Raw genomic sequence first — 20,686 nt, forward strand, 5'->3', positions numbered from 1 at the left:
GCAAGGGGACGGACATGGCGCAGGCAGTGGTGATCGGGGCCGGACCCGCAGGCCTGATGGCGGCAGGGGAACTGGCCGCTGCTGGCCATGACGTGATGGTGGCCGAGGCCAAGCCATCAGTCGCACGCAAGTTTCTGATGGCGGGCAAGTCGGGTCTGAACCTGACCAAGGACGAACCGTTCGAAACTTTGCTGCAATCCTACGGAGAGGCGGCGGAGTGGCTGCGTCCGATGATTGCTGAGTTCGACGCCGCCGAGGTGCAGGACTGGGCGCGGGGTTTGGGGCAGAAGCTGTTTACCGGCTCGACCGGGCGGGTTTTCCCGACAGTGATGAAAGCCTCGCCGCTGTTGCGCGCATGGCTGAGGAGGCTTGAGGGCGCGGGCGTTCGGATACAAACCCGCTGGCGTTGGTTGGGATGGGACGGCGATGCGCTGATTTTCCATACGTCTGAGGGTACACAGAGCCTGAAGCCGGATGTGACCATTCTGGCGCTGGGCGGGGCCAGCTGGGCGCGGTTGGGGTCAGACGGTCAATGGGCGGATATCTTGCAACAGAAAGGCGTCGCGCTGACACCCTTCGCCCCGGCGAATTCCGCCTTGTCCGTTGACTGGAGCCCCCACATGACCCCGCATTTCGGCGCGGCGCTGAAATCGGTGCGTTGGATGGCCGGAGAGCTGGACAGCCGCGGAGAAGCCACGATATCGGCAACGGGGCTTGAGGGCGGCGGGTTGTATTCTTTGACCCCGGCTTTGCGCGCCGGTGCGGACCTGTTAGTCGATCTTGTGCCCGATCTGGACGCAGTGGCGCTACAGTCGCGGTTGGCTGCAAAGAATTCCAAGACCACACTGTCACAATGGCTGAAGAAGTCATTGAAGCTGCCGCGGCAAAAGGTTGCGTTGTTCCATGAGATGTCGAAACGTTGTGGATTGCCGCAATCCTCTGAGGCCACTGCACTCAAACAACTTCCTGTTTCCGGGGCTGCCCTGCGCCCGATGGATGAAGCCATTTCAACGTCTGGTGGGGTCAGATGTACAGCGCTGGACGAGGGGCTAATGCTGACTGCAATGCCCGGCGTGTTCTGCGCCGGAGAGATGCTGGATTGGGAAGCTCCGACCGGGGGCTATCTGCTGACCGCTTGCATGGCGACTGGGCGATGGGCCGGGCGTTCGGCTGTGGATTGGTTGCGCACCGGTTAGCGGGATCGGGCCAGCATAGCCAGACGGATCATTGCGCGTTCCACCAGTGCCATGGCAGGCGCAGTCTGCCCAGCTGAGCGCAGTGACAGGTCAGTATCAGTCAGAACTGTCAGAGCCGTTTGCAACTTCGGTGCCCCCCAGCCCTGGGCCTGGCGTAAAATCCGGTCGCGGCGTTTGCCATAGACCGGTGGCCGCAGCTTACCGATGCCCTGTGCCGCCCCGCCGGGGTCCGAGGCACAGGCATACAATGTGCGAAAGTGCCGGGTTGCGCCGATACACAGGCTGACCGCATTGGTGCCCTGTGATTGCAGCCGTCGGATCAGCGGACCGATCTCTCCGGCGTGGCCTTCAGCGACCACGTTTAAAACATCATCCAACGCTGCCTCGGTCGAGCGGGGCGCGCAAGCTTCGATATCTTCGATGGCCAGTTCGGAACTGTCTCCACGTTTATAGAGCGACAGTTTTTCAATGGTTTGCGTGAAGTCTCCGGGGCTGATGCCGGTGGCCAGTTCAGCAACGGCAGACATCGAATCGCGAGGGATGTTCTGCAACCCGGCCTGAGTCAGAATGCGTTCGATCTCGGTCCGCGAGGGTGGGTCGTCATAGATGCCGACGGCATAGGCAGCGGGATGCGCCTCGAACGCCTTGCGGACTTTCGAGCTTGGTTTCAGCTGCCCGGCGGTGACGATGATCTGGGCATCACCGGGGGCCCAATCCTCGAACGCGGCGGTAATCGCCGGGGCGGCGGTGTCGGTGGTGTCTTCGACGAATACGGCGCGGGGGCCTGGGAAAAACCCCACGGCCTTGACCGCATCCAACAAAAGTGCAGGATCGCCGCGCAAATCCGTGCCCGGAATGCGGGTCAGGCGCATTTCCTCTTCGGCATTGGCGCCCAGAAGTGCCGACAGAACCTGCTGGCGTTTCAGTGCCACGCGCATCGTATCCGCACCATAAATCAAGAGCCCGGCCTTGTCGGCGTCGGGCCGGGCGAAATACCCTTCAGCCTCGCGCGGGCTGAGCTTCATGAACCAAGGCCTGGCGCAGCATAGAGTTCGTTTACGATCTGATCCGACAGGATCGCCATCAGCCGTTTGCGGGCGTCGCGTTCGTCCGCCAGCGTGGACACTGTCGATCCGGCGGCAGAATAGCTGACGAAATTCTCGACCGTGCCCGAGGCAATGACCTGACCGGTCTCGTTTGATTTGAGCGTGTAGCTAGACCTGCCTTCGATGGTATAGCGGTTGGTTTCGTTCGTCGAAGTGATCGCTGACCGCTGGAAAGCAATCGAGACGTTTACATTCAGATTGTATTCGCTGCCCGAGGTCGCGCTGCGCCCCAGCCGCTGTTCCAGATTTTGGACCAGCAAATAGGTGTCGACCGAGTTTGGCGCTGAAACGGCGACCTTGCCGTTCAGGGCCGCACCCGAACCACCGGGCGCGTAGACCGGTTCAAAGCCGCAGGCAGCCAACACCAGCGGTATCATCAACAGGATTCTGCGGTTAAACAACGACATTTACGATCCGGCCCGGGACAACAATAACCTTCTTAGGCGCATTGCCATCCAGCGCCTTTTGCACAGCTTCGGTGCTGAGCGCTATTTTTTCAACCTCGTCCTTCGCCATATCCTTGGCCACGCTGATTTCCGCGCGGCGCTTGCCGTTGATCTGAATCGGCAGGGTCACCGTGTCGTCGACCAGCATCGCCTGATCCGCAACGGGCCATGGGGCTACCGCCACCAAGCCTTCGCCGCCTTGATGTGCCCAGATGTCTTCTGCAAGGTGCGGCGTCATCGGCGACATCAGCTGCGCCAGCGTTTTTATTGCCTGCTTTTGCGCCGCAGCGCCAGCTTTGGATTTTGCCAGCGTATTGGTGAAGGCGTAGAGTTTCGCGATCGCTGCGTTGAAGCCAAAGCTCTCAACGCCAAGGGTTACGTCGTGGATGGTCTTGTGCATCTCGCGCAAGAGCTCTTGATCGCCTTCCCCTTCGGCTGCTGGGTTCATGGCCCCGATCTTGTCGCAGAGGTTCCATACCCGGCTGAGGTGCTTATAGGCGGCCTCGGCCCCGGACGCGGTCCATTCCACATCGCGCTCGGGCGGCGAATCGGACAGCACGAACCAGCGCGCGGTGTCGGCACCGAACGCCGAGATAATGCTGACAGGGTCGACCACGTTCTTCTTGGATTTCGACATCTTGGCCGAAGGGATGATCTCGACCTCGGTGCCGTCTGCCAGTTTGCCGTCGGTCACATCCTCGGGCAGGTGATAGACCGGGCGGCCGTTTTCGTCGCGGGTCTGGTAAATCTCGTGGGTCACCATGCCTTGGGTGAACAGCGCATCGAAGGGTTCGATGGCCTTTTTGGGCAGATGGCCCGTGATGTTCATCGCCCGCGCGAAGAAGCGGGAATAGAGCAGGTGGAGAATCGCGTGCTCGATGCCGCCGATATACTGGTCCACATTCATCCAGTATTCGGCCTCAGCCAAATCAGTGGGCGTTTCGGCGCGCGGGGCGGTGAAGCGGGCGAAATACCACGACGAATCGACAAACGTATCCATCGTGTCGGTTTCTCGCTTGGCCGGGGCGCCGCAGTTCGGGCACGAACAGTCGCGCCAGGTCGGATGACGGTCCAGCGGGTTGCCTGGTTTGTCAAAGGTGACATCATCGGGCAGGCGGACCGGCAGGTTCTCTTTCTTCTCGGGCACCACACCGCAGCTGTCGCAATGGACAACGGGAATCGGGCAACCCCAATAGCGCTGGCGGGAAAGGCCCCAGTCTCGCAGGCGGTATTTGGTGACGCCTTCGCCCCAGCCTGCCTTTTCGGCAAAATCCACGGTGGCGTTGATAGCCTCGTCGCCTGTCGCCTCGGTCAGGCCCGCGAAATGGTTCACCCAACGGACTTTCTCGGTTTTCGGCGGGACAAAGGCGATCTTGTCGACCGGAGTGGCGTCATCCAGCGCAAAGAACGTATCGACCACGGGCAGGCCGTATTTGCGGCAGAAATCCAAGTCGCGCTGGTCATGCGCGGGGCAGGCAAAGATCGCGCCCGTGCCATAGTCCATCAGGATGAAGTTGGCGATCCAAACTGGCAGTTCCCAGCTTGGGTCCAGCGGGTGCTTGACGCGGATCCCGGTATCGCAACCCAGCTTTTCAGCCGTTTCGATGGCTTCTTCGGTGGTGCCACCTTTGCGACATTCAGCCACGAATTCAGCAACTTCGGGGTTCTCGGCTTCCAATTGCTTGGCAATCGGGTGATCCGGCGAGATGCCCACAAACGACGCGCCCAGCAGCGTGTCGGGGCGCGTCGTATAGACGGTGATCGGTTCGCCTCCGTCCGTGCGCTCGAACCCGAATTGCAGGCCGCGTGACTTGCCGATCCAGTTTTCCTGCATCAAGCGGACCTTTGCGGGCCAGTTTTCCAACGTGTCCAGTGCGTCGAGCAGTTCCTCTGAATAGTCCGAGATCTTGAAGAACCATTGGGTCAACTCGCGGCGTTCAACCAACGCGCCCGAGCGCCAGCCGCGCCCTTGTTCCACCTGCTCGTTGGCCAGAACGGTCATGTCGACCGGGTCCCAATTCACAACGGCGTTCTTGCGGTAAACAAGCCCAGCATCGAGCATATCCAGAAACAACGCCTGTTGCTGGCCGTAATATTCTGGGTCACAGGTTGCAAACTCACGCGACCAATCGATCGACAGGCCCAATGGCTTCATTTGCCCCCGCATGTCGGCGATGTTCCCGTAGGTCCAGTCTTTGGGGTGGCCACCGATGGCCATAGCGGCATTTTCCGCAGGCATTCCGAAGGCGTCCCAACCCATCGGGTGCAATACGTTGTGGCCGGTCGCCAGTTTGTGTCGCGCGATCACGTCGCCCATCGTATAGTTGCGCACATGTCCCATATGGATTCGGCCCGACGGGTAAGGGAACATCTCAAGCACATAGTATTTCGGCTTGTCCGCCTTGTGGTTGGCGGTGAAGATTCCGGCCTTGTCCCAGGCCTCTTGCCATTTTGCTTCGATTTCGTTGGCCGAGTAGCGAGACATCGTACGGTCCTTCGTGAATGAAAACGCCGGGTAGGAACCCGGCGTGGTATTAGTGTGATTTTCGACGAGTTGCTAGAACTTGTTGTCCGCAATGCGCAACTGACGGGCGCGGGACAGGATTGCATCTTCGACTGCGCGGGTCGTGGCCGCACTGACCGGGGCGCCACCGCTGGTCTGCAGCGAGACCGACAGAGACCGCGCCGCCAGGGCCGGGTCACTGATGTGAACTGTCGCGCGATACTGCCGCCCTCCACCCGGAGGTGTGCCGTACCCGGTCACGATTACCCCGGTAAAGGGATCAACTTCCTGAACCGGCAGGAAATTCAATACATCCAGCGACGCCGTCCAAAGATAGCGATTCACATTTGTGATCTGTTCAGCATTGGCCGTGTTGAACACATCCCAGATGGTCTCGCGATTCGGATCGTTGAGCTGGCGCTCATCGGTTTTACCCGCATCGAGATTCGTAGTGTACTCGGTTGGTGCGGCCCGATTCTGTCCGCAGGCGGACACGGCAGCAGTCATTATGATCAAACCGAAAATCGTCTGCAGGCGCATTATCGACTGGTCCTGTTCACTTTGGTCAACGTTGTCAATTGTTACTCCTAGACAAGGACCCGTTCAGCAACAACCCTATTATTGTCACATATCAGTGGTCGTAGGGCTTACCGATGCCCAAAAACAGACTGTGGCATCCTTGCACCAATTTTCCCTCAATGCAGCCGAGTCATTTATGCCAAGCTTGCGTGTTGGGGGCAAAAAGAGCGAAACGGTTCCCGTGCTGAGACATGTGCTGAGGCATGTGTCGAGTAGAAAAACTTTTGAAACCGAGGGAAACAAGATGAAAAAAGTTCTCTTCGCATCGACAGCTCTGATTGCAACCGCAGGTGTTGCAGCGGCTGATTCCGGTGTAAACTTGAGCGGTTATGGCCGTTTCGGTATTGGCTACGTTGAAGATCGCGCCAATGCGACCGGCGTAACTGCTGCCACTCTGACCACCGTGAACGGCGGAACTACAGCAGGTGTCATCCCGACCTTTGCTGATTCCGACGACGCGATCCTGGTATCGCGCTTCCGTCTGAACATCGACGGTTTCACTGAAACCGACGGTGGCGTTCGCTTTGAAGGCCGTGTTCGTCTGCAAGCCGACGAAAACTCGTCGACCGGCGAAGCCAACTCCGCTGGCCTGAACGGCGCGCGCTTCTCGGTTATCTACGGTGGTCTGCGTGTTGACGCCGGCAACGTTGCCGGTTCGTTCGACAACCTGGCAAACTACTACGGTAACGAAGTTGGTCTGGAACTGTTCGCAGGTCAGTATTCGGGTGTTGACTACAGCTTCCTGTCGTACACCTCGACCGGTTCGGGCGCGAACGCAGTGTTCTTCCAGTACGCAGTTGGCGACTTCGCTTTCGGCGCATCGTATGACCAGCGCACCATCTTCCTGAACGACGGCCTGGGCGGCACCATCGACGCCGACCGTTGGGACGTGAGCGCGACCTACACCTTCAACAACATCACCGCAGCTATTGCTTATGGTCAAACTGACGCTGGTGTTTCGGGTGTTTCGGATCCAGAACTGCTGGTTTTCACCCTGGGTGCTGAATTCGGCGACTTCTCGGGTACCCTGTTCGTGGCTGACGAAGACAATACCGCTCCTGCTCTGATCGGTACTCGCTTCTATGAAACCGACGGCACCGCTTGGGGTGTGTCGGGTGCCTATAACCTGGGCGCAGCAACCACCCTGCTGTTCACCTACGGTGACGGTAGCGCGGACGCTGACCTTCAGCAGATTGCTATCGGTGCAAGCTATGACCTGGGCGGCGGCGCGTCGCTGGTCGGTGGTATCGGCCGCAACGATTGTTCGGTTTGCGAAGACTCCATCCAGGCTGACTTTGGTGCAATCTTCAACTTCTAAGTTGGGTTGAACCGCAAGGTTTAAGGGCAGGTCTTCGGACCTGCCCTTTTCTTTTTTGCCGACATGGTGTTTTCCTGCGCTGAAAGCAGATTGAGGAAGCTTATGTCGCTGCAAGATATCACTGCCCGTATTTCCAAAGCCGAAACTGCCGCCGGGCGGCCTGCCGGTTCTGTCAAACTGATCGCCGTATCAAAAGTGCAGCCGAACGAACGTGTGCAGGCAGTTCTGGAGCAGGGCCATCGGTGTTTTGGTGAAAATCGGGTTCAAGAGGCCGTAGGTAAATGGCCGGGTTTCATGGAGCAGTTCGCCGACATTGATCTGCATCTGATTGGCCCGCTTCAAACCAACAAGGCCCGTCAAGCGATTGAGCTGGTCAACTCTATCCACTCGGTGGACCGGCCCAAGCTGGCCAAAACGCTGGCGCGGCTGGCACAAGAGGTCGGCACCTGCCCGGATCTGTTCATTCAGGTCAATACCGGGGAAGAGGATCAAAAGGCCGGTATCCTGCCTGCCGAGGCGGATACGTTCATTGCAGAATGCCGGGGGCTGGACCTGCCGATCCAGGGATTGATGTGTATCCCACCCGTCGATGAGGAACCTTCACTGCATTTCGCACTGCTGGCGAAAATAGCTGAACGCAACGGCCTGACTGGTCTATCGATGGGTATGAGCGGTGATTTCGAACAAGCCATTGCGCTGGGGGCAACCCATGTGCGCGTGGGCTCGGCCATTTTTGGTGAACGGGTCAGGCCGCAGGAATAATTACACGCGTGCCAGGCGAAATCTGGCGCGCGATCCAATGCAGGTGGTCCCGGCGGAAGGCTACGCAACCCTCGGTCGGGAATCCCGGGCGGCGCCATTGGTGAACAAAGATCGCCGATCCGTGGCCCGGTATCGCATTGGGCCAGTTCCAATCGGTGATCAACACCAGATCATACAGCGGATCTGCGCGGCGCAGCTTTTCATGGCTAAAGTCATAGGGCGCGCTGACCAGATTATTGTACTGGTCGTCCCGCCCGTCATCCGACCAAAGATCGCGCGGACCGATGGGAATCGCCCAAGGGGCCGGTTTGGCCATGCGATCTGGCCGGTACAGCATCCCCACGATGTGATGTACACCCGTGGGCGTGGCGCCATCCCCTTCGCGTTTTGCGTGGCTCAACCCACCTTTGCCGATTGTGCAGGGAAAAACACGCCCGGCAAATCGTACTCCGCGCGGTGTCAGGACCAGATCATTCGGCGTCACAGCAGATGCCCGGACTTGGCCGCTTTGGTCGCAAGATATCCGCGGTTATGGGCGGTTTCGCCAACCTTCAGCGGCACGCGCTCGGTCACGGCGATACCGGTCTTCTCCATCATCGCGATTTTTGCCGGGTTGTTGGTCAGCAACCGGACCGAGTTGAACCCCAGAGATTTGAGAATGTCCGAACCCAGCCTGAAATCCCGCTCATCATCCTCGAAACCCAAACGATGATTAGCTTCGACCGTGTCGAACCCCTGATCCTGCAGGAAATAGGCGCGCATCTTGTTGGCAAGGCCAATCCCGCGCCCTTCCTGGTTCAGATACAGCAGCACCCCGGCCCCTTCCGAACCCATCTGAGCCAGCGCACCACGCAATTGCGGACCGCAGTCGCATTTCAGACTGCCCATAAGGTCTCCGGTAAAACAGGCCGAATGCAAACGGGCCAAAACCGGTTTATCCCGATCAGGGCGGCCGATCTCGACTGCGTAATGTTCCTCGCCACCGTCTTCGGGGCGAAAAACGTGCAATCGACCGGCCTCGGATACTTCCATCGGCAGGCGGGCGGCAACCACAGCATGAAGCTCACTGCGATCGGCCAGATGTGGCGCAGCGCGGGTGTGGTCAATGCATGTCAGGCCATGTGCCGCAGCAAAGCCGCGCCCATCCTCAATGGGCATCACAACGGCTGCGGGTAGCAATCGCGCCGACTTTGTGAGGGCGATTGCGATGCGGTGCAGGTTGGCGTTGCCCTGACGTTCGGTCATCAGGGGGCCCTTCATCGGAGCGTTCAGGTCGTCTGACGGATCGGCCACCGCCTGCACCCAGGTCATATCGGCATCGGCAGGGATAATCACACGCGCCAGATCGCCATCATAAGACCGGGCCTTCAGCGTTTCCGCCCGCCGCACAGTGACAGCAACCACCGGGTCGCAACCAAGCCCGCGCAGATCCGCGAGCCGTTGCGCGCTCAGGGTCTCAGCCGCGATGGCCAGCACGCTGAACCCGCTGTCGTCGGTCAATGCGACGGGAACCCCCATGCGCAGATCGGCGCGGGCCCGCGCCAGCAATTCTGAAATATCCGGGATCAGACTCATTTATGTTACCCTGTAACGTTCAAGCCTTCCTGTAGCCTGATACGGCAGAAATGTGAAACATTTCCTCTACCTTGGACACGAGGGCGTGAGACAATTGCAGCAAACCTTGTTGATTGCATCTTCCGCGCGCAAGTGGTGGAAAAGGCTTAGGAGGACCGCACATGGCTCAGCTCAAGAAAATTCTGCTGGTGGATGATGACGAAGACCTGCGCGAGGCGCTTAGCGAGCAACTTGTGATGACCGAGGATTTCGACGTGTTCGAAGCCCATGACGGTCAGTCTGCGATGGAACGGGCGCGTGAAGCGATTTACGATCTGGTCATTCTGGACGTTGGTCTGCCGGATACCGATGGGCGCGAGCTGTGCCGCCTGATGCGCAAGCAAGGTGTAAAAAGCCCGATTCTGATGCTGACCGGCCATGACAGCGACGCAGATACCATCCTGGGCCTGGATGCAGGTGCCAACGACTATGTCTCGAAACCGTTCAAGTTTCCCGTGCTGCTGGCCCGTATCCGTGCCCAGCTGCGCCAGCATGAGCAATCCGAGGATGCGGTGTTTGTTCTGGGGCCGTACACGTTCAAGCCTGCGATGAAGATGCTGATCACCGAAGAAGATCGCAAAATCCGGCTGACCGAAAAAGAAACTAATATTCTCAAGTTCCTGTACCGCTCGACCGATGGCGTGGTTGCCCGCGACGTTCTGCTGCATGAGGTCTGGGGTTATAACGCCGGTGTCACCACCCACACGTTAGAGACGCATATCTATCGTCTGCGCCAGAAAATCGAGCCCGATCCGTCAAATGCGCGCCTTTTGGTCACAGAATCGGGTGGATATCGCTTGGTCTCTTAACTCGGGTGGATTGACGTGGATCAAAGTGATACTCTGGATACGTAATTAGATTACTCCCAACCCGCGCATGTCCGGGTTATGACATGCACCTCCCTGTTGGACTGCCGGGCCTGATGGCCCGGCCTTTTTTTGAAACAAGCTGGGTCGAAGATACAAATCCGATGGCCAGATTTGCTCCCTCAAACACAGTTTAGCTGGTGCCGTCGTTTTCCAGAACGGTACCGTAGGTTATGCCGCTGCGCAGGCTACGAAAATCAGCATAAATCTTGCCATCTTCAAATGTGGCATCGATCAACCCGTTGACCTGGCGGTCTTCTCCGACCCGGGTTTCAACCATGGCGATTGAACCAGTGCCATCGCGGCTGATTGTCCCGGTAACCTGACCTTCGTTCCACCGGTCCGAGCCGATCCGGCTCCATTTGCTGGTTCCCCAGAACGCATTGTCCTGTTGTTCTTTGATCTCAAGAACCCACTCAGATTGATTAAAACGCGGGGCTCCATCACTGTGTTCGTTGGGCAGGGCCGCAACGGTGTGGGTGCCGCTCCAGACGCCGCGCAAATCAGGTGTGTTTTCCGCAACTGCATGGGTTGCAAAGGCAAGGGTGCTGGCCAGCGCGGCGGCGCCAAGTGTCTTGAATCTGGTCATGGTTTCCTCCGTTTTCTAGTCACAAATGTTGGGAACCGCTGATCTGATTTCCATGCTGGCGACGAAACATAAACAGGATTTAACCTGCGCTTTATGTTGCGAACGGTGTGGTGGATTGAACCCGTTTGCCCTCAAAACCAAAAACTGGCTCAGGACAATTTTTTCTCGTGGCACCGGCGGAAACGCCACGCTAACCTGCGCCAATTGCGACAGAGGAATCCCCCATGCCCTTTACACTTGCCACCTGGAACATCAACTCGGTCCGCCTGCGCGAGCCTATCGTGCTGAAATTGCTGCAGGAGGAAGCGCCGGATGTACTGTGTCTGCAGGAGTGCAAGTCGCCGGTCGAAAAGATCCCGACCGAGGGGTTTGCCGAGCTGGGCTACACCCACATGATCGCACGTGGGCAAAAGGGGTATAACGGCGTCGCGATCTTGTCTCGGCTACCGATTGAAGAAGTAGGTGATAAGGATTTCGCGGGTCTCGGTCACGCGCGACACATTGCCGGACGGTTGGAAAACGGGGTTACCATCCACAATTTCTATGTCCCCGCAGGTGGCGACGTGCCGGACCGCGAAAAGAATGAGAAGTTCGGGCAAAAGCTCGATTACCTCAGCGACATGCGCGATTGGTACCATGCGGAAAAGCCGGAAAAATCCATTCTGGTGGGGGATCTGAACATCGCCCCGCGCGAGGATGACGTCTGGTCGCACAAACAACTGCTCAAGGTTGTTTCGCACACACCGATCGAGGTCGAAGCGCTGGCTGAAACCCAGGATGCGGGCGCTTGGGTTGATATCACCCGCCAGGATATTCCCGAGGGGCAATTGTACAGTTGGTGGTCCTATCGCGCGCGCGATTGGGACGCCGCTGACAAGGGGCGGCGGCTGGATCACGTCTGGGCCACGCCCGATATCTCGAACGCGGGCCACTCCAGCCGAGTCCTGCGCGACGCGCGCGGATGGGAAAAACCAAGCGACCACGCACCCGTTTTTGCCAGTTTTGACCTGTAATTACGCAACTCTGCCCTTGGTTTCCGCTGCCAGCGGTTGCATATAGGGCGCAAGTTCGAACCGGAGAGTGAAAACCATGGATCTTCTGAACGCCGCAGCCAGCCCCGAGGCCACCGATCTGATCAAGGACGGGTCCGAGGCGACCTTTATGGTCGACGTGGTCGAGGCCTCTCAGGAAACGCCTGTCATCGTTGATTTCTGGGCGCCGTGGTGCGGGCCATGCAAGACGCTGGGGCCCGCCCTGGAAGAAGCTGTAACCGCTGCCAAGGGTGCGGTGAAGATGGTCAAGATCAACGTGGATGAGGCGCAGATGATCGCGTCGCAAATGCGCATTCAGTCGATCCCGACCGTTTATGCCTTTTTCAAAGGTCAGCCCATCGACGGGTTTCAAGGTGCTCAGCCGGGTTCGGAAATCAAGGCTTTTGTTGATCGTGTGATCGAAGCCGCGGGCGGCGAAAGCCCCGGTGGGCAGCTGGATGACGCAGTCGAAGCTGCCGAAGATATGCTGGCCGATGGCGCCGCTGTTGATGCGGCCCAAACCTTTGCTGCGATTTTGGGCGAAGATCCGAACCATGCCGGGGCTTACGGCGGGCTGGTTCGCGCACACATCGCGTCAGGCGAATTGGAACAGGCCGAAGCCATTCTGAACGGCGCACCTGCCGAGATTTCTACCTCGGCCGAGGTGGAGGCGGCGCATGCGCAGCTGGAACTGGCTAAGCAGGCCGCTGATGCCGGTCCGGTGGCCGAACTGACCGCTGCGGTCGAGGCTGATCCCGACAACCTTCAGGCCCGGTTCGATCTGGCGCAGGCACTGCACGCCAATGGCAATGTGGAGGAGGCCGTGGCGCAGTTGCTGGACCTGTTCCGCCGTGATCGCGAATGGAATGACGGTGCCGCCAAGGCGCAGCTGTTCACCATCTTCGACGCGCTAAAACCCAATGATCCGATCGTTCTGAACGGACGGCGCAAGCTCAGCTCGATGATATTTGCCTAATTCGGGATCAGAGCTACACTCGGATACATGATGCATCCCGCTGATCTGCCGGAAACGGTATCCGTTTTTCCATTGCCGGGGGCGCTGTTGTTGCCCCGCTCGCGCCTGCCGCTGCATATTTTCGAGCCGCGCTATCTGCAGATGTTGGACGACGCACTGAAAACGCAGGAGCGGCTGATCGGCATGGTGCAGCCGAACCCATGTCACAGCAACGAAGATAAGTTGCACCAGATCGGCTGTGCTGGGCGTGTGACGCAATTTTCGGAAACCGAAGACGGCCGTTACCTGATTACCCTGACCGGGATTTCACGGTTCCGCGTCCAATCCGAGTTGGACGCCTTTACGCCTTACCGGCGCTGTGCCGTGTCGTGGGGTGGGTTTGATCGGGATTTGGGCCGGGCCGAGATGGACGATAGTTTCGACCGCAGCGCATTTTTGGGCTTGTTGGAACGGTTTTTCGCCTCGCGCCAGCTTTCGACCGATTGGGATACGTTGAAAGATGCAGATGATGAGTTGCTGGTGAATTCACTGTCGATGCTGCTGGATTTCGATCCCGAGGAAAAACAAGCGCTGCTTGAGGCCCCCTGTCTGCGCACCCGGCGCGAGACACTAACGACACTGATAGAATTCGCCATGCGCGGCGGCACGAATGAGGAAAAACTGCAATGACCGAACCCCAACACCCTTTCGACCGGCATATGCTTGAAGCTCTGATTTGTCCGCAGACGCACACGACTTTGCATTATGATGCCGACAAGCAGGAACTGGTGTCCAAGGCGGCCAATCTGGCCTTTCCGATCCGAAATGGGATTCCGGTGATGTTGGTCGATGAGGCGCGAGAACTAGACTAGATCGCGCGACCCTGCAGCAGTTTTGGCAGGTCTCCGGTCAGCCCGGCGGCCTCACGCACGAAGCCACGGCGCAGGCCGGGCAGCGATCCCACAATTCCCATTCCAATGTCGCGTCCGATCCGCAGCAGTGGGTTGTCGTTGGAAAACAGCTTGTTGAACACGTCTGTTGCCATAGCCAGTGCCGCCGTGTCGAACCGCCGCCATTCCTGATAGCGTTCCAGCACCAGGACAGATCCGATATCCTCGCCGCGCCGTCCAGCCAGTGTTAGCACCTCGGCCAGAGCCCCGACATCGCGCAGACCCGCGTTCAGGCCTTGCCCCGCGATGGGGTGCATGCCGTGGGCGGCGTCTCCGACCAGGGCCATTCGGTCGCCAATGAAGGAATTGGCGATGGTCAGGTTCAGCGGATAGGTGAAGCGGTCGCCCTGCAGGCGGATATCGCCCAAAAAATCTCCGAACCGGGGGCGCAGGACCTGCAGGTACTCGTCTTCGGGCAGGGTGTTGATGTGCTGGGCCGTCTCGGTCCGTTCGCTCCAGACGATCGAACTGCGATTGCCGGTCAGGGGCAGAATGGCTAGCGGGCCGGGTGGCATGAAGAACTGGTGGGCAACGCCGTGGTGGGGCAGGTCATGTTCGATGGCGCAGACCAGTGCGGTCTGGCCGTAATCCCAGCCAGTACGCTTGATGCCCGCCCGCGTGGCGGTGCCGCTGCGGCGACCGTCGCAACCGACCAGCATTGAACCGGTCAGTGTGGTGCCGTCGTCCAAGGTCAGCGTCACGCCGGTCGCATCGCAATCCTGCGCGACAACGGTTCTGCCGCTGATTTCTGTGATGCCTTTTTCCTCGGCCATGGCGCTCATAAAGGCGCGGCGCAGGTGACGGTCTTCGACCATGTAGCCCATCGGACCTTCTTCGATCTCGGCATGGTCGAAATGCATGAAGAACGGGGATGGCCCAACGCCTGCATGCCCATCGGTCACCTTGATTTCCAACATCGACTGGGCGTGTTCGGCCACGCGATCCCAGACCCCGATCGCATCCAACAACCTTTGCGAGGCTAGCGCCAGCGCATAGGCACGCCCATCAAAGGCTGCGTTCTTGCGCACTTTTTCCGCCAGCGCGTCAATCACGGTGACCGAATGGCCGGTCTGCGCCAGCGCCAAAGCCAATGCCGGGCCGTTCAGGCCGCCGCCCACGATCAGGATATCCGAGGTTTGTTCCATGCCCCGCAATATGCGCGCCCATTCGGGATTGTCCATGTGCGGTCCTGTCGCTACCGTCCGTCAAAGCGCAATTTTTTCAAGGGGGCGGTGATGCAGGATTGGCTGACCATGACGGCGTGTGATCTGGGTCGGGGCATCGGTATGGGGCGGATTGACCCGGTGGAATTGACCGAAACATACCTGTCGGCCATCGACGAACATCCCCACAGCGACCGAATCTATGCCCGTGTCACCCATGATCGCGCCCGGTCTGAGGCGGCAGCGGCGCAAGCCCGCGCCAAGCAGGGGCAGCGTCTGTCGCTTTTGGATGGGGTGCCGATCAGTTGGAAAGACCTGTTCGACACTGCCGGTATCGGAACCGAGTCCGGGTCGGCCTTGCTGAAAGGTCGGGTGCCGGAAACTGACGCGGTCGTGGTGCGCAACGCCACCGCATTGGGGGCGGTCTGTCTGGGCAAAACCCATATGAGCGAGCTGGCTTTTTCCGGCCTTGGCCTGAACCCAATTACTGGCACGCCGCCCTGCGTCGATGATGTAGAGGCGGTGCCGGGTGGATCCTCGTCTGGCGCCGGGGCATCGGTGGCCTGGGGATTGGCGGCTGGCGGGATCGGCTCGGACACCGGCGGATCGGTCCGCATCCCCGCGGCCTGGAACAACTTGGTGGGGCTGAAAACCACCGCCGGACGGATCAGCCTGGAAGGTGTAGTGCCTTTGTGCCTGCGATTCGACACCGCCGGTCCGCTGACCCGGTCGGTTGAGGATGCCGCGCATATGTTGGCGCTGTTGGAAGGAGGTACACCGGCGGACCTGCGGGGGGCCAGCCTGAAAGGTCGGCGCTTTGCTGATCTGCAGAACGTCGCCAAGGACGACCTGCGCGATGCACCCCGCAAAGCTTTTGACGACGCTGTTGACCGGTTGCGCGATGCTGGCGCGGAAGTCGTGCCATTGGAAGTGCCCGAACTGGATGAGGCGATGGGGCTTTCGGGCCTTCTCTACACCACCGAAGCCTATGGTTTGTGGCGCGACGTAATCGAGGCCAACCCAGACGCCATGTACCCTGAGATTCTGGCGCGGTTCCGCGCAGGTAAGGATAACTCGGGGCCCGATTACGTCGCCGCATGGTCCAAACTGAAAGCCTGCCGGGCTGCTTGGGATTCGGCAACCTCTGGCTTTGACGCCGTTCTGGCCCCGACAGCCCCGATTCTGCCACCGAATCTGGAGCGGTTGATGACGGATCACGACTATTACGTTAACGAAAACCTGCTGGCGCTGCGCAATACGCGGATTGGCAACCTGATGGGGCTTGCGGCCCTGACCCTGCCCACCGGCACTCCCGGTTGTGGGCTGATGATGTTAGGTTATCCGGGCTCGGAAGAAGTGCTTTTGCGACTTGGATCAGCAGCCGAAGCAGCATTGGCCTGAATGCCACAATCCCCTGATTCGGCACCTCTTTGTCTGGACGAAGCGGGGTGCGGCCTGTAATCTGCTAAAAAAACGGGGCGAAAATGATCCCGATATTGAGGCAGCAGTTATGAATTTCCCCGAGCGGTTTTCGAACCTACCGGAATACGCATTTCCGCGTCTGCGCACCCTGCTGGACCACCACCAGCCGGGCGGAGATGTGATTCACATGACCATCGGCGCCCCGATGCATGACTTCCCGGCTTGGGTGACGGATGTGATCATGGAAAACGCTGCTGGGTTTCAGGGCTATCCGCCAAACGAAGGCTCGCCCGAGCTGCGTGGCGCGATCACCGACTGGATCAAGCGCCGCTATGGCGTGGCGATGGACCCCGAAACCAACGTGATGGCGCTGAACGGCACGCGTGAGGGGTTGTATAACGCCGCCATGGCGCTGTGCCCGGAACAGAAGAACGGCCAAAGACCGGTCGTCCTGTGCCCGAACCCGTTTTATCAGGTTTATATGGTCGCCTCGATCTCGGTTGCGGCCGAGCCGGTCTTTGTGCCCGCAACCGCCGCAACGGGTCATCTGCCCGATTACGCTGGATTGCCCGAGGACGTGCTGAACCGCACCGCTGTGGCCTATATCTGCTCACCCGCCAACCCGCAGGGGGCCGTTGCCTCGCGCGATTATTGGGCCGAGCTGATCCAATTGGCCGAGAAATACGATTTCCGCATCTTCGCGGATGAGTGTTATTCCGAGATTTATCGCAATGATGCCCCAGCCGGGGCCTTGACCGTAGCGCAGGAAATGGGGGCCGATCCCGAACGGGTCACCCTGTTCAACTCGCTGTCAAAACGGTCCAATCTGGCAGGGCTGCGGTCCGGCCTGATTGCGGGCGGGCCTGAGACGATCAAACGGGTCAAGCAGTTGCGCAGTTACGCGGGCGCGCCCTTACCAGCCCCCTTGCAGGCCGCAGCGGCACGGGTTTGGGCGGATGAGGCGCATGTCGCTGAGAACCGCGCGCTGTATCAGGAAAAATACGCGATTGCCGATGAGGTACTTGCCAATGTTCAGGGTTATATGCCGCCAGAGGCGGGGTTTTTCCTGTGGCTACCGGTCGAAAACGGTGAAGAAACCGCATTGAAGCTTTGGCAGCAGACCGGGGTACGGGTGCTGCCGGGCGCATATCTTTCTCAAGGCGATCCGGGGCAAAACCCGGGCGAACAATTTATCCGGGTCGCCATGGTGGCCCCAAAAACAGAGATGAAGCGCGGACTGATCATGCTCCGCGACTGCATCTATTCGTGAGGTACGAGGGCAAAATGGCATCTTATAACGCGCGCAACCGCGATCCATTGCTGGACAGCACGACTCAGGCCGCGATTGAGCGGCGCAGCAAAGAGCTGATCGGGATCGCCCTGATCCTGCTGGGGCTGGCCGCCGCCGCGATGATCTGGTCCTACACGCCGGATGATCCGAATTGGATGGTTTCAACGGACGCGCCGGTGCAAAACTGGATGGGGCGGATAGGTGCCTCAATCGCCGCACCGTTGTTCATGATCGTAGGTTGGGGCAGCTGGAGTATCGCGCTGGTGCTGATCGGTTGGGGCGTGCGCTTTGCTGGGCATTTCGGCGAGGAGCGCGCGGTTGGCCGCCTGATCTTTGCGCCGATCTGGATTGCCATAGTCTCGGTCTATGCCGCGACGCTGGTGCCGGGGGAGGCGTGGCGTGCGACCCACAGCTTTGGTCTGGGTGGTCTGTTCGGCGATACCGTAATGGGCGCGCTTCTGACGCTGCTGCCGATTTCCTCGCATTTCATGGTCAAGCTGATGTCACTGGCCATGGCTGCCGGGATGTTGGCGTTGGGTGTTTTTGTGCTGGGTTTCACCAAAGCGGATGTGCGCAAGGGCTTCCGCGCCTTTTTGCTGGGCTTGGTCATGTCCTATGACATGCTGATGAACCTGCTGGGCCGTGGGGCCACTGCCACCGCGCAGGCCGCCCGCGACCGTCGCACGCAGTGGGAGGAACGCAAGGCCGCCCGTGCGGAAGCGGCGGAAGCTGTGTTTGAAGATAATCTGGCCTATGCCGATCCGGTGTTCGAAGAGCCGGACTATGAAGAACCCGAGCCCGCAAAACCGGGCTTGTTGGCGCGGATGCCCAGCCTGATCCGCCGTCCCGATCCGATGATCGAGCCCGAGCTGGTCGATCCTGAACCCGTTGCTGGGTTTGACGAAATGCCGGGTGAGGATCGTATCCGATCCAAGATCTCTGCCGCTGTGCGCAACCGCAAGGTCGCGATCGGTGAAATGACCCCCGAGCCTGATCCGAACCTGCCGCTGACCAAGGGCCGGGGCCGGGGGCCCGATCCGCTGATCCTGAACCCCAGAGGTGGCGACGAGCTGCCGCCCGAACCGCCGATGACCTCGGCTGGACTGCCGCCGGAACCGATGCTGACAGCAGAACCCGCGCCAGAGTGGCAGCAAGAACCGCTGCATCAGGACTTTGCGCCCGAGCCGGATTTCGAAGACGAAGCCGTGTTCGAGGACGCGTTCGAACCCGCGCCGCAGCAGCGCCCCGCGATGAAAATCCCGGTGGCCGAGCCGCGCAAACCGGTGGTGGCGCAGCCTGTGCGCCGGACCCCGCCGCCCTCGCGACGCGCGCAGGCCGAGGCGCAGCCGACCCTGTCATTCGAGGAGCGGCATTCCGATTTCGAATTGCCGCCGCTGAGTCTGTTGTCCAACCCCGCCAGCATTCAGCGCCATCACCTTAGCGACGAGGCGTTGGAAGAAAACGCGCGGATGCTTGAAAACGTGCTGGATGACTATGGCGTCAAGGGTGAGATCACCAGCGTCCGCCCCGGCCCGGTTGTCACCATGTACGAACTGGAACCGGCGCCGGGCCTGAAAGCCAGCCGTGTGATCGGTCTGGCCGACGACATTGCCCGTTCGATGTCGGCGTTGTCGGCCCGGGTTTCGACTCTGCCGGGTCGTTCGGTGATCGGGATCGAACTGCCGAATGAAAACCGTGAGATGGTGGTTCTGCGCGAAATTCTGGCCAGCCGAGATTTTGGTGACGGTAACCATGCGCTGCCTCTGGCGTTGGGCAAGGATATCGGTGGCGAGTCCGTTGTGGCGAACCTGGCCAAGATGCCTCACTTGCTGATCGCGGGTACCACCGGGTCCGGTAAGTCGGTAGCGATCAACACGATGATCCTGTCGCTGTTGTACAAGTTGTCACCGGACGAATGCCGCCTGATCATGATCGATCCGAAGATGTTGGAACTGTCAGTTTATGACGGCATCCCGCATCTGCTGTCGCCCGTTGTAACCGACCCCAAAAAGGCGGTTGTGGCCCTGAAGTGGGTCGTGGGCGAGATGGAAGACCGCTATCGCAAGATGTCCAAGATGGGCGTGCGTAATATCGCGGGCTACAACGGCCGTGTGAAGGACGCGTTGGCCAAGGGCGAGTTGTTCAGCCGCACGGTCCAGACCGGGTTCGATGACGAAACCGGCGAACCGATGTTCGAGACCGAAGAATTCGCCCCCGAGTCGATGCCCTATATCGTTGTCATCGTCGACGAGATGGCCGACCTGATGATGGTCGCGGGCAAAGAGATCGAAGCTTGCATTCAGCGTCTGGCGCAAATGGCGCGGGCCTCGGGTATTCACTTGATCATGGCTACGCAGCGTCCCTCGGTCGATGTGATCACCGGTACGATCAAGGCGAACTTCCCGACCCGGATTTCGTTCCAGGTGACCTCGAAAGTCGACAGCCGCACCATTCTGGGCGAAATGGGCGCCGAGCAACTGCTGGGGCAGGGCGATATGCTGTATATGGCCGGTGGGGCCAAGATCACCCGCTGCCACGGGCCATTTGTCTCGGACGAAGAGGTCGAAGAAATCGTCAACCACCTGAAACAGTTCGGCCCGCCGGATTACATGAGCGGCGTTGTCGATGGACCGGCAGATGAGAAGGCTGACAATATCGATGCCGTTCTGGGTCTGAACACGGGTGGCAATACGAACGGCGAAGATGCCCTCTATGATCAGGCCGTGGCGATTGTGATCAAGGATCGCAAATGTTCGACCTCATACATCCAGCGGAAACTTGCCATTGGCTACAACAAGGCCGCGCGGTTGGTTGAGCAGATGGAGGACGAAGGCGTTGTTTCTTCTGCAAATCACGTCGGAAAGCGGGAAATCCTCGTCCCCGAGCAGTAGGATA

The 20,686-nt window shown here is 59.6% G+C and carries 19 protein-coding genes; 11 read left to right on the forward strand and 8 right to left on the reverse strand.

The genetic code is table 11. The annotated features are described in order from the left end of the window. Positions 1-14: 14 nt before the first annotated feature. The gene (locus tag ACR0AJ_RS09990; protein ID WP_480648689.1) at positions 15-1,196 is read left to right on the forward strand and encodes a TIGR03862 family flavoprotein; all 1,182 of its coding nucleotides are present in this window, start codon (positions 15-17) and stop codon (positions 1,194-1,196) included. Here the strand turns inward: ACR0AJ_RS09990 and holA are convergent. The 4 genes from holA to ACR0AJ_RS10010 all read right to left on the reverse strand — a co-directional run bounded on the left by holA (position 1,193) and on the right by ACR0AJ_RS10010 (position 5,791). Beyond that, the gene (gene holA / locus ACR0AJ_RS09995; protein WP_480740772.1) at positions 1,193-2,221 is read right to left on the reverse strand and encodes a DNA polymerase III subunit delta; all 1,029 of its coding nucleotides are present in this window, start codon (positions 2,219-2,221) and stop codon (positions 1,193-1,195) included. The two genes, ACR0AJ_RS09990 and holA, sit on opposite strands and share 4 nt — an antisense overlap. After that, a complete protein-coding gene (gene lptE / locus ACR0AJ_RS10000) occupies positions 2,218-2,709 on the reverse strand; it encodes an LPS assembly lipoprotein LptE (RefSeq protein WP_170351057.1) in 492 nt (163 codons plus the stop codon). The genes holA and lptE overlap by 4 nt, the downstream gene beginning before the upstream one ends. Next, positions 2,696-5,233 carry a leucine--tRNA ligase gene (gene leuS, locus ACR0AJ_RS10005; RefSeq protein ID WP_480740773.1) on the reverse strand — a complete coding sequence of 846 codons (2,538 nt, stop codon included), beginning with the start codon at positions 5,231-5,233 and terminating at the stop codon, positions 2,696-2,698. The genes lptE and leuS overlap by 14 nt, the downstream gene beginning before the upstream one ends. Positions 5,234-5,305: 72 nt before the next feature. Beyond that, positions 5,306-5,791 (reverse strand): DUF3576 domain-containing protein, encoded by a 486-nt coding sequence (locus ACR0AJ_RS10010; RefSeq protein WP_170351055.1) that lies wholly within the window; start codon positions 5,789-5,791, stop codon positions 5,306-5,308. A 283-nt stretch (positions 5,792-6,074) separates the two neighbouring features. On the opposite strand from ACR0AJ_RS10010, the gene ACR0AJ_RS10015 reads away from it, so the two are divergent. Together ACR0AJ_RS10015 and ACR0AJ_RS10020 are read left to right on the forward strand one after the other, a co-directional pair. Beyond that, positions 6,075-7,148: a porin gene (locus ACR0AJ_RS10015; protein ID WP_170351137.1), complete on the forward strand. Its 1,074-nt coding sequence runs from the start codon at positions 6,075-6,077 to the stop codon at positions 7,146-7,148. 102 nt (positions 7,149-7,250) lie between these two features. Then, positions 7,251-7,910, forward strand: a complete 660-nt coding sequence (locus ACR0AJ_RS10020; RefSeq protein ID WP_170351054.1) for a YggS family pyridoxal phosphate-dependent enzyme — start codon at positions 7,251-7,253, stop codon at positions 7,908-7,910. Here the strand turns inward: ACR0AJ_RS10020 and ACR0AJ_RS10025 are convergent. Next, complete coding sequence (locus tag ACR0AJ_RS10025; protein ID WP_480705036.1) at positions 7,894-8,394, reverse strand: L,D-transpeptidase family protein; 501 nt, start codon at positions 8,392-8,394, stop codon at positions 7,894-7,896. The two genes, ACR0AJ_RS10020 and ACR0AJ_RS10025, sit on opposite strands and share 17 nt — an antisense overlap. Beyond that, complete coding sequence (gene ribA / locus ACR0AJ_RS10030) at positions 8,391-9,485, reverse strand: GTP cyclohydrolase II (RefSeq protein ID WP_480740775.1); 1,095 nt, start codon at positions 9,483-9,485, stop codon at positions 8,391-8,393. The genes ACR0AJ_RS10025 and ribA overlap by 4 nt, the downstream gene beginning before the upstream one ends. Before the next feature lie 161 nt (positions 9,486-9,646). Here ribA and ACR0AJ_RS10035 point away from each other — a divergent pair, with 161 nt between their 5' ends. Beyond that, on the forward strand, positions 9,647-10,333 hold the full coding sequence (locus ACR0AJ_RS10035) for a response regulator transcription factor (RefSeq protein ID WP_058283107.1): 687 nt from the start codon (positions 9,647-9,649) through the stop codon (positions 10,331-10,333). A 190-nt stretch (positions 10,334-10,523) separates the two neighbouring features. Here the strand turns inward: ACR0AJ_RS10035 and ACR0AJ_RS10040 are convergent, their stop codons facing one another. Continuing rightward, on the reverse strand, positions 10,524-10,979 hold the full coding sequence (locus ACR0AJ_RS10040) for a hypothetical protein (protein WP_170351051.1): 456 nt from the start codon (positions 10,977-10,979) through the stop codon (positions 10,524-10,526). 224 nt (positions 10,980-11,203) lie between these two features. On the opposite strand from ACR0AJ_RS10040, the gene ACR0AJ_RS10045 reads away from it, so the two are divergent. From ACR0AJ_RS10045 to ACR0AJ_RS10060, 4 genes are all read left to right on the forward strand, one after another. Then, entirely contained in the window at positions 11,204-11,992 is a 789-nt protein-coding gene (locus ACR0AJ_RS10045) for an exodeoxyribonuclease III (RefSeq protein ID WP_480740777.1), read from the forward strand. A 76-nt stretch (positions 11,993-12,068) separates the two neighbouring features. Next, positions 12,069-12,986, forward strand: a complete 918-nt coding sequence (gene trxA / locus ACR0AJ_RS10050) for a thioredoxin (RefSeq protein ID WP_480740779.1) — start codon at positions 12,069-12,071, stop codon at positions 12,984-12,986. A gap of 27 nt (positions 12,987-13,013) precedes the next feature. Continuing rightward, a complete protein-coding gene (locus ACR0AJ_RS10055) occupies positions 13,014-13,655 on the forward strand; it encodes an LON peptidase substrate-binding domain-containing protein (protein ID WP_170362347.1) in 642 nt (213 codons plus the stop codon). Next, on the forward strand, positions 13,652-13,837 hold the full coding sequence (locus ACR0AJ_RS10060; RefSeq protein WP_170351047.1) for a Trm112 family protein: 186 nt from the start codon (positions 13,652-13,654) through the stop codon (positions 13,835-13,837). Before ACR0AJ_RS10055 ends, ACR0AJ_RS10060 begins: the two co-directional genes overlap by 4 nt. On the opposite strand, the gene ACR0AJ_RS10065 is transcribed toward ACR0AJ_RS10060, so the two are convergent. Next, a complete protein-coding gene (locus ACR0AJ_RS10065; protein WP_480740780.1) occupies positions 13,834-15,096 on the reverse strand; it encodes an FAD-dependent monooxygenase in 1,263 nt (420 codons plus the stop codon). The genes ACR0AJ_RS10060 and ACR0AJ_RS10065 overlap by 4 nt on opposite strands. Positions 15,097-15,150: 54 nt before the next feature. Between ACR0AJ_RS10065 and ACR0AJ_RS10070 the strand changes: the two genes are divergently transcribed. The 3 genes from ACR0AJ_RS10070 (at position 15,151) to ACR0AJ_RS10080 (ending at position 20,682) form a co-directional block, all read left to right on the forward strand. Then, entirely contained in the window at positions 15,151-16,479 is a 1,329-nt protein-coding gene (locus ACR0AJ_RS10070) for an amidase (protein ID WP_480740781.1), read from the forward strand. A 109-nt stretch (positions 16,480-16,588) separates the two neighbouring features. Continuing rightward, positions 16,589-17,770 (forward strand): aminotransferase class I/II-fold pyridoxal phosphate-dependent enzyme, encoded by a 1,182-nt coding sequence (locus ACR0AJ_RS10075; protein WP_480648703.1) that lies wholly within the window; start codon positions 16,589-16,591, stop codon positions 17,768-17,770. A gap of 14 nt (positions 17,771-17,784) precedes the next feature. After that, positions 17,785-20,682, forward strand: a complete 2,898-nt coding sequence (locus ACR0AJ_RS10080; protein WP_480740782.1) for a DNA translocase FtsK — start codon at positions 17,785-17,787, stop codon at positions 20,680-20,682. Positions 20,683-20,686 lie beyond the last annotated feature (4 nt).

The sequence above is a fragment of the Ruegeria sp. CJ9 genome (genome assembly GCF_056536625.1).

What these genes read in the sequence shown, in the direction of transcription:
- ACR0AJ_RS09990 (WP_480648689.1), top strand. Translation starts at nt 15, where the DNA reads ATGGCGCAGGCAGTGGTGATCGGGGCCGGACCCGCAGGCCTGATGGCG.
- holA (WP_480740772.1), bottom strand. Translation starts at nt 2,221, where the DNA reads ATGAAGCTCAGCCCGCGCGAGGCTGAAGGGTATTTCGCCCGGCCCGAC.
- lptE (WP_170351057.1), bottom strand. Translation starts at nt 2,709, where the DNA reads ATGTCGTTGTTTAACCGCAGAATCCTGTTGATGATACCGCTGGTGTTG.
- leuS (WP_480740773.1), bottom strand. Translation starts at nt 5,233, where the DNA reads ATGTCTCGCTACTCGGCCAACGAAATCGAAGCAAAATGGCAAGAGGCC.
- ACR0AJ_RS10010 (WP_170351055.1), bottom strand. Translation starts at nt 5,791, where the DNA reads ATGCGCCTGCAGACGATTTTCGGTTTGATCATAATGACTGCTGCCGTG.
- ACR0AJ_RS10015 (WP_170351137.1), top strand. Translation starts at nt 6,075, where the DNA reads ATGAAAAAAGTTCTCTTCGCATCGACAGCTCTGATTGCAACCGCAGGT.
- ACR0AJ_RS10020 (WP_170351054.1), top strand. Translation starts at nt 7,251, where the DNA reads ATGTCGCTGCAAGATATCACTGCCCGTATTTCCAAAGCCGAAACTGCC.
- ribA (WP_480740775.1), bottom strand. Translation starts at nt 9,485, where the DNA reads ATGAGTCTGATCCCGGATATTTCAGAATTGCTGGCGCGGGCCCGCGCC.
- ACR0AJ_RS10035 (WP_058283107.1), top strand. Translation starts at nt 9,647, where the DNA reads ATGGCTCAGCTCAAGAAAATTCTGCTGGTGGATGATGACGAAGACCTG.
- ACR0AJ_RS10040 (WP_170351051.1), bottom strand. Translation starts at nt 10,979, where the DNA reads ATGACCAGATTCAAGACACTTGGCGCCGCCGCGCTGGCCAGCACCCTT.
- ACR0AJ_RS10045 (WP_480740777.1), top strand. Translation starts at nt 11,204, where the DNA reads ATGCCCTTTACACTTGCCACCTGGAACATCAACTCGGTCCGCCTGCGC.
- trxA (WP_480740779.1), top strand. Translation starts at nt 12,069, where the DNA reads ATGGATCTTCTGAACGCCGCAGCCAGCCCCGAGGCCACCGATCTGATC.
- ACR0AJ_RS10055 (WP_170362347.1), top strand. Translation starts at nt 13,014, where the DNA reads ATGATGCATCCCGCTGATCTGCCGGAAACGGTATCCGTTTTTCCATTG.
- ACR0AJ_RS10060 (WP_170351047.1), top strand. Translation starts at nt 13,652, where the DNA reads ATGACCGAACCCCAACACCCTTTCGACCGGCATATGCTTGAAGCTCTG.
- ACR0AJ_RS10065 (WP_480740780.1), bottom strand. Translation starts at nt 15,096, where the DNA reads ATGGACAATCCCGAATGGGCGCGCATATTGCGGGGCATGGAACAAACC.
- ACR0AJ_RS10070 (WP_480740781.1), top strand. Translation starts at nt 15,151, where the DNA reads ATGCAGGATTGGCTGACCATGACGGCGTGTGATCTGGGTCGGGGCATC.
- ACR0AJ_RS10075 (WP_480648703.1), top strand. Translation starts at nt 16,589, where the DNA reads ATGAATTTCCCCGAGCGGTTTTCGAACCTACCGGAATACGCATTTCCG.
- ACR0AJ_RS10080 (WP_480740782.1), top strand. Translation starts at nt 17,785, where the DNA reads ATGGCATCTTATAACGCGCGCAACCGCGATCCATTGCTGGACAGCACG.